Source organism: Thermococcus sp. PK (genome assembly GCF_000430485.1).
Taxonomy (GTDB): Archaea; Methanobacteriota_B; Thermococci; order Thermococcales; family Thermococcaceae; genus Thermococcus_A; species Thermococcus_A bergensis.
Genome location: NZ_KE387149.1, coordinates 595,586 through 602,557, shown reverse-complemented (window position 1 = coordinate 602,557; position 6,972 = coordinate 595,586). Strand labels below are relative to the sequence as shown.

The window sequence follows — 6,972 nt, the reverse complement described above, 5'->3', positions numbered from 1 at the left end:
GGAGCCGATTTCCTTTTTGAATTCTTCATAGACGATTTTCTCCGTCCTGTTGAAGTCCACTGGTTTACCCTCGAAGAATTCCTGCCTGGAAAGGTAGTTTATCTGGTTCCAAACTTTAGCCCCAATGTCAGCTAACTCGAAGAGAATTCTCTCGGTTTCTTTTGAGGGCTGGAGTTTGAGCGTTACGCTCCTCTTCGTTTCAACTCACGCTCCCATTGGGTTTCAACGTAGTGCTTCACAATCTCGTCCGTTATGTAGCCGACTGAGGCGACGAAATAGGAGCGAGACCATAACCTACCGTGTGTCGTCTTGCTCCTCAGTTCTGGAAACTCTTGGAGGAGTTTTCTGGCGGTTTTGCCTTTCAAGTGGTTCACTATTTGGGCTGGCGAGAGGTTGGGCTTTGCCTGAAGGAAGACGTGAACGTGGTCGGGCATTACTTCGAGGGCAATAACCTCGCACCCGATTTCTTCCGAGTATTCTTTGAACATTTCTTTGAGTCTCTCGACGACTTTTCCGGTGAGAATGTCTCTCCGGTATTTTGGTATCCAGACGAAATGGTAGGTTATGAAGTGTTTTGCGTGTCTTGTTCTTTTGATTCTTGGTGATTCGGGTTTCATTGTGAACCCCTTAATGTATGGTCTGCATTATTGCTTAAATGCTTTTCGCTTTCCTGTTTGAGGGCTGTTGGGTAGTTTACTGCATCCCCGCCCTAAAGGGCGAGGCTTTCAGAAGAAAAAGTAATTTAGTTCCCAAATCTGTCCCATAATGTTTTTAAGTATTCAACCAAAAGTTATAAACCGGAGGTGTGGGACATGTTTAGCTTGGGTGGACTTTCACAAGCTGTTGATGAGAAGAAAACATGGGATGTTCTGATAATAGGAGCTGGCCCAGCAGGTTTTACCGCAGCAATATATGCTGCACGCTACGGACTGGAGACTCTTATCATCTCAAAGGACATAGGTGGAAACGTTGCCCTTACCGACCTCATTGAGAACTACCCCGGATTCCCCGAGGGGATAAGAGGTGCAGAGCTCGCCAGCAGAATGCACGAGCAGGTAAAGAAGCTTGGAGTGCCGATAATTTTTGATGAAGTTGAAAGAATAGACCCCGCCGAGTGTGCATACTACGAAGGCCCGTGCAAGTTCCAGGTAAAGACAAAGAACGGCAAAGTTTACACTGCCAGAACAGTCATAATAGCCGTTGGAGCAGAACCGAGAAAGCTTAGAGTTCCAGGCGAGGATAAGTTCTACGGAAGAGGAGTTAGCTACTGCGCAACCTGTGACGGCCCTCTCTTCAAGGGCAAAGATGTGATAGTGGTAGGAGGGGGCAACACGGCACTGCAGGAAGCTCTATACCTAAAAGAAATAGGCGTCAACGTTACCCTCGTCCACAGGAGAGACCAGTTCAGAGCGGACAAAATACTTCAGGACAGATTCAAGAAAGCTGGAATACCCGCACTCTTAAACACAGTTGTCGTTGAGATAAAGGGCGACCAGAAGGTCGAGAGCGTAGTGCTGAAGAACGTGAAGACCGGCGAAGTGTTCGAGAAGAAGGTCGATGGTGTGTTTGTCTTCATAGGCTACGAGCCCAAGACGGATTTTGTTAAGCACCTCGGCATTACCGGTGAGCAGGGCTACATTCCTGTCGATATGTACATGAGAACAAAAATAAAGGGGATCTTTGCAGCGGGAGACATAACAAACGTCTTCAAGCAGATTGCGGTGGCCGTTGGGCAGGGAGCCATAGCTGCCAATTCCGCAAAGGAGCTTTTAGAAGAGTGGAAAACCAACGTAAATGAGGAATGATTTTTTCACCAAGTCCTTTTTTACAAACTTTTTTGGCATTTTTGTTGCATAACTAATGCTTAATTCCAATTATTTTCGAAACTTTTTCGGACAAAAAAGGATTCTAATGAGCATAAAATTATATAGGTGTAAAATATTCTATACATTGGTGAGCAAATATGGTGAAGGGACCCCAGGTTAAGGAAATTCCCGGGCCAAAAGCCAAGGAAATAATAGAGAGGCACCACAAATATATGGCAACCACAACAAACGACCCAAATGAATACTTCTTGGTTATAGAGAGAGCGGAAGGCAACTACTGGATTGATGTCGATGGAAATAGGGTTCTTGACTTCTCCTCAGGTATTGGAGTACTCAACGCCGGTCTTAGAAACCCGAGGGTTGTTGAGGCTTTGAAAGAACAGCTCGACAAATTAATCCACGGTGCTGGAACTGATTATTACAACCCCTATCAGGTGGCTCTTGCCGAAAAGCTTGACAGCATTGCTCCGGGCGACTTTGAGAAGAAGACCTTCCTTTCAAACAGCGGTACAGAAGCTAATGAAGCAGCCCTGAAGATAGCGAAGTGGTCAACCCAGAGAAAGCTCTTCATAGCCTTCATCGGAGCATTCCACGGCAGAACACATGGAACAATGAGCTTAACGGCAAGCAAGCCAGTCCACAGGTCAAGGATGTTCCCAACAATGCCGGGTGTTGAGCACGTTCCATATCCAAACCCCTACAGAAACCCGTGGCACATTGATGGTTATGAGGAACCAGATGAACTAGTGAATAGGGTAATTGAATATATTGAAGATTACCTCTTTGACCACTATGTTCCACCAGAGGAAGTTGCGGCTTTCGTAGCGGAGCCAATTCAGGGTGAAGGAGGCTACATAGTGCCACCAAAGAACTTCTTCAAGGAGCTCAAGAAAGTTGCGGACAAGCACGGCATACTAATCATAGACGACGAAGTTCAGATGGGAATGGGAAGAACGGGTAAGATGTTCGCAATCGAGCACTTTGGAATTGCCCCGGACATCATAAGCCTCGCAAAAGCCCTCGGTGGTGGAGTGCCAATTGGAGCGACAATCTTTAGGAAGGATCTGGACTTTGGTGTCCCCGGAGTACACAGCAACACTTATGGCGGAAACGCATTGGCATGTGTGGCGGCATTAACGGTAATTGACGAGCTCGAAAATGGCTTGCTTGAAAACGCTAAAAAGCTTGAGCCACTGTTCAAAGAGAGGCTCCAGGAGATGTATGATAAATATGAAATCATCGGTGACGTCAGAGGGCTTGGCCTTGCGTGGGCTATTGAATTCGTAAAGGACAGAAAGACCAAAGAGTACGCAAGCAAGGAGAGAAACCAGGTTGTAGTTGAAGCTCTCAAGAGAGGTCTCGCAACCCTTGGCTGTGGAAAGAGTGCTTTGAGATTAATCCCACCGCTGACAATAGACGAGGAAGAGGCCAAGATTGGTCTGGACATTCTCGAAGAGGCTATAAAAACTGTTGTTGGTTGATTTTACTCCCTCTATTTTTCTCTTCTGCTTGACTCCTCTGCAGATGTTGAAGGTAAGGTTTTTAAGCACCAATTTCAAGTTTTAACTTGAAAAACTAACTAAAGTGGAGGGATGATAATGACCATGGAAGCACTCGCTCCATATGGTAAGTGGGTTTTAATAGTCGTCACTGTGCTTTACTTTGGCTACCTCTTCGTGCTCAAGAAGAAAGTTTTCGAAGCTGCGGTAGGTGTTGCTTTATCGGGCATAATGGCGGCTTTGGTAGCAGTAGTAACGATGATTATTCAGGTGCCCACACCCTTAACGAAGGGATATATCAACGTTGGAGACAGCATGGTAATGCTCGTGGCAGTCCTCTTTGGCCCTACAATAGGAGCATTTGCTGGCGGGTTTGGTTCTGCACTTGCAGATGTGATTACCGGTTACGCGCACTGGGCACCGTTCACTTTAGTTATAAAAGGAGTAGAGGGATTCGTTATTGGATACATAACGTCAAAGAAGGACGATTTCACAACAATTCTCCTAGCCACAATTCTCGGTGGAGTTCTAATGGTTCTGGGATACTTTTTAGTTGAGGTGTATTTTTATGGAGTGGGATACGCTTTAACATCCGTTCCCGGAAATACCCTTCAGGCAGTTACCGGAATTATTGTGGGCGGTGGAGTAGGACATATAATAAAAAGAAGAGTCAAAGACATGCTTGTATCGCTTCAAATCTAGAGTTTTCCAATTTCCCCTTCTTTCAATTTTCCGTGAAGTACTCACTGGGCTTTCTGTCTGGCTTCTTCCACGATTTTCACGCCGCTTGACGTGCCTATTCTATTTGCCCCTGCTTCTATCATTGCCAGGGCCTGTTCGTAGGTTCTTATGCCGCCAGCAGCTTTTACTCCAAGCTTATCCCCTACAATCCTGCGCATTAGCCTTACGTCTTCGACGGTTGCTCCTCCCGTTCCAAATCCCGTTGAAGTTTTGACAAAATCCGCCCCGGCTTCCATGGCAAGCTTACAGGCTATCTCTTTTTCTTCGTCGGTGAGGTAGCAAGTTTCAATTATAACCTTCACTACAGCCCCTTTCTCATGGGCAACCTTTACAACCTCTGCTATGTCGTTTTTAACGTACTCATAATCTTTATCCTTCAGCGCTCCGATGTTGATGACCATATCAAGTTCATCCGCACCATCTTCGAGGGCTTTCTTTGCCTCAAAGACCTTTACCTCCGTGGGAGTGGCTCCAAGGGGGAATCCAATTACGCTCGCAACCTTGATATCTGTACCTTTTAGCTGTTCTTTTGCGAGCTTTACCCTGTATGGGTTGACACAAACTGCATAAAAGCCGTATTTCTTCGCCTCTTCGCAGAGCTTTATTATGTCCTCTTTGGTGGCGTAGGGCTTCAGGTTTGTGTGGTCTATATACTTCGCAATGTCCATACTTCTCACCTCACCGTTAGTTTGGCAGTGTTGTATTTTAGGGTTTCCACCCAAAGGCTTTTAAAATTAGCCCCCAGTATCTTTCGGGATGTGAGATGGAAGAGTATATCATAACTTTTGGAGCCTTTGTCCTGGGACTGATTATGCTGATAAAAGGGAGCGACCTTTTTGTTGAGGCTGCCACAAGAGTCGCAAAAGGCTTTGGAGTTAGCGAGTTCATAATTGCCCTAGTGCTGGCCAGCGTTGCCACAACTCTGCCAGAGGTCACGACTTCTGCGATAGCTGCGTATCAAGGCTTCAGCGACATATCCCTCGGAAACGCTATAGGGAGTGCCCTGGCAAACATAGCTCTGATCCTGGGAGTGTCTGCCCTAATTATGCCCCTTGACGTGGATGAAATCGCCTGGAAGAATGCTCTTTTTATGATCGCCGTCACGCTCTACGCGTGGATTTTGATGAGAGATCTGGTGATTTCCAGAGCTGAAGGGTTTAGTTTGATTCTGATATATGTGGGATTTCTCTACTACCTCTACAAGAAGCACGTGACGCTGGAAGAAGTCCAAGAAGGCAGGGGAAGCCCCAAGAAAGATGTGCTGATTTTGTTTGCGAGCGGGCTTGTTGTTGTCCTGGGAGCGAGGCTTGTTGTTAACAGTGCCGTAAAAATCGCCACGGCCCTTGGGATTCCTGAAGTGGTTATAGGACTTACACTTGTTTCAATTGGAACCTCCCTCCCGGAGATGGCAAACTCATTAACCGCAACGCTGAAAAAAATCCACAACATAAGTGTTGGCAACGTTGTAGGAGCCAATATACTCGACATCCTCATGGTAATCGGCATCGCTGCTTTAATACGGCCGATAAAAGTGGATTACAGCATTTACTCATTTACAATGCCTCTGACGTTGCTCGTAATGGCAGTGCTCGCGATTTCTTTAAAGCTGAACAACAGAGTTGGGAGAAAAACAAGCGCAGTCCTCTTGGCACTCTATGCTTATTTCCTCTATGTTCAGTTCACATAACGCAGCATTCGTAAATAATCTCAACTTCCCTTATCTTTTTTGCCCATTCGATAACTTTTCTTGGAGGGTTTGTTATTCTGTCGATTCCCTCTGCTATGGCACCTCTATCAAACTCCAGCCTCCATTTCCCCATAGGCCTCATGCATCCAACGCTGAGCTCCCCATCAAATCTTTCTCGGGCGTATCTAATAACCTTTAGACTCTCCTCCACGGAGGGGGCCTTTACATTCTCCATTTCTGTCCCTCTCGTGGGAATAAGCACGTCGAGAACCAGGACGTCAATCGGGTACTCGACAAGCATGTCAATAGCCCTGTACTCCCACCAGACCTTTCCAAAGTCCAGCCCTATGGTTATGTGCGGTGCAACTCTGATCCCGTTTGACGTTAGGAGCTCCATTATCGCAAGGTAATCTTTGACACCCTTTTCTATCTTATACACCCTCCTAATGACGTCATCGTCCCCAACAAAATCAAGGGAGACTACATCAACGTGCTTTATCCACTCCAAGTCCTTCTCCTCTATAAACCCTATATGGGCATTGAGCTTTAGCTCCGTTTCTTTCTTTATCCGTTCTATCTCCGAAGAATAACGGTCGAGGGGTACTTTCAGCCTCGAGTCCATCCCACCGCTTAGAAGACAGCCTTTGTATCCCTCTTTCTCAAGGGATTTGCAGTATTCAACGAGGTTCTGCTTTGTTACCTTTTTCATCCCCTCGAGATAGTGCTTTCCGCAGTGGGCACAGCTTAATGCACAATAATTCCCGGTAATTGAAATAGAAGGGAAAGAAATTCCCGGTATGTAAACTTTGAGCTTTTTCAAAGCCATCACTCCTCATCGACGCTTGCATCTATTCTCTCTACGTCTTCGATAATGTCCTCCTCTTCTTCTTCGAGAAGGAACTGCTCCTCAAGCTTCTCTTCAAGACTGATCTTTTTCTTTTCTTTCATGGTCAGCTTCTCCGCCTCAGCCACCATATTTAAAAGCACCGCTGCAAGCCTAGCAGCTGTCTCCGTCCTCATCGAGGCCTTTGCCTCAACGTCCTCATTATGGATTATCATGCTTATGTTTGCCGGTCTGAAGGTTCCATGCTGGTCTATGTATGCATCCCACAGGCTTAGGGCTAGGTACTTATCCTTGCTCCCCATATAAATTCGTATCGTGTATCTCGGCTTATTTGCCATGAACTCCACCGATTGTTGCTTGTTTATTAACAATAAA

General features: G+C 46.2%; 8 protein-coding genes. 4 read left to right on the top strand and 4 right to left on the bottom strand.

Features of this window, described 5'->3' with window-relative positions; genetic code table 11:
- Positions 1-182: 182 nt before the first annotated feature.
- A complete protein-coding gene (gene tnpA, locus THEPK_RS05120) occupies positions 183-617 on the bottom strand; it encodes an IS200/IS605 family transposase (protein ID WP_042699144.1) in 435 nt (144 codons plus the stop codon).
- A gap of 195 nt (positions 618-812) precedes the next feature.
- Between tnpA and trxB the strand changes: the two genes are divergently transcribed.
- The 3 genes from trxB (at position 813) to THEPK_RS05105 (ending at position 4,027) form a co-directional block, all read left to right on the top strand.
- Positions 813-1,805: a thioredoxin-disulfide reductase gene (gene trxB, locus THEPK_RS05115; protein WP_042699141.1), complete on the top strand. Its 993-nt coding sequence runs from the start codon at positions 813-815 to the stop codon at positions 1,803-1,805.
- A 158-nt stretch (positions 1,806-1,963) separates the two neighbouring features.
- On the top strand, positions 1,964-3,307 hold the full coding sequence (locus THEPK_RS05110; RefSeq protein ID WP_042699139.1) for an acetyl ornithine aminotransferase family protein: 1,344 nt from the start codon (positions 1,964-1,966) through the stop codon (positions 3,305-3,307).
- A gap of 117 nt (positions 3,308-3,424) precedes the next feature.
- The gene (locus THEPK_RS05105) at positions 3,425-4,027 is read left to right on the top strand and encodes an ECF transporter S component (RefSeq protein ID WP_042699137.1); all 603 of its coding nucleotides are present in this window, start codon (positions 3,425-3,427) and stop codon (positions 4,025-4,027) included.
- Positions 4,028-4,068: 41 nt separating this feature from the next.
- On the opposite strand, the gene deoC is transcribed toward THEPK_RS05105, so the two are convergent.
- The gene (gene deoC / locus THEPK_RS05100) at positions 4,069-4,734 is read right to left on the bottom strand and encodes a deoxyribose-phosphate aldolase (protein WP_042699135.1); all 666 of its coding nucleotides are present in this window, start codon (positions 4,732-4,734) and stop codon (positions 4,069-4,071) included.
- A gap of 95 nt (positions 4,735-4,829) precedes the next feature.
- Between deoC and THEPK_RS05095 the strand changes: the two genes are divergently transcribed.
- Positions 4,830-5,753 carry a calcium/sodium antiporter gene (locus THEPK_RS05095; RefSeq protein ID WP_042699133.1) on the top strand — a complete coding sequence of 308 codons (924 nt, stop codon included), beginning with the start codon at positions 4,830-4,832 and terminating at the stop codon, positions 5,751-5,753.
- Here THEPK_RS05095 and THEPK_RS05090 read toward each other — a convergent pair.
- Positions 5,746-6,579, bottom strand: a complete 834-nt coding sequence (locus THEPK_RS05090) for a radical SAM protein (RefSeq protein WP_042699129.1) — start codon at positions 6,577-6,579, stop codon at positions 5,746-5,748. The genes THEPK_RS05095 and THEPK_RS05090 overlap by 8 nt on opposite strands.
- A complete protein-coding gene (locus THEPK_RS05085; protein ID WP_198011290.1) occupies positions 6,579-6,944 on the bottom strand; it encodes a hypothetical protein in 366 nt (121 codons plus the stop codon). The genes THEPK_RS05090 and THEPK_RS05085 overlap by 1 nt, the downstream gene beginning before the upstream one ends.
- Positions 6,945-6,972 lie beyond the last annotated feature (28 nt).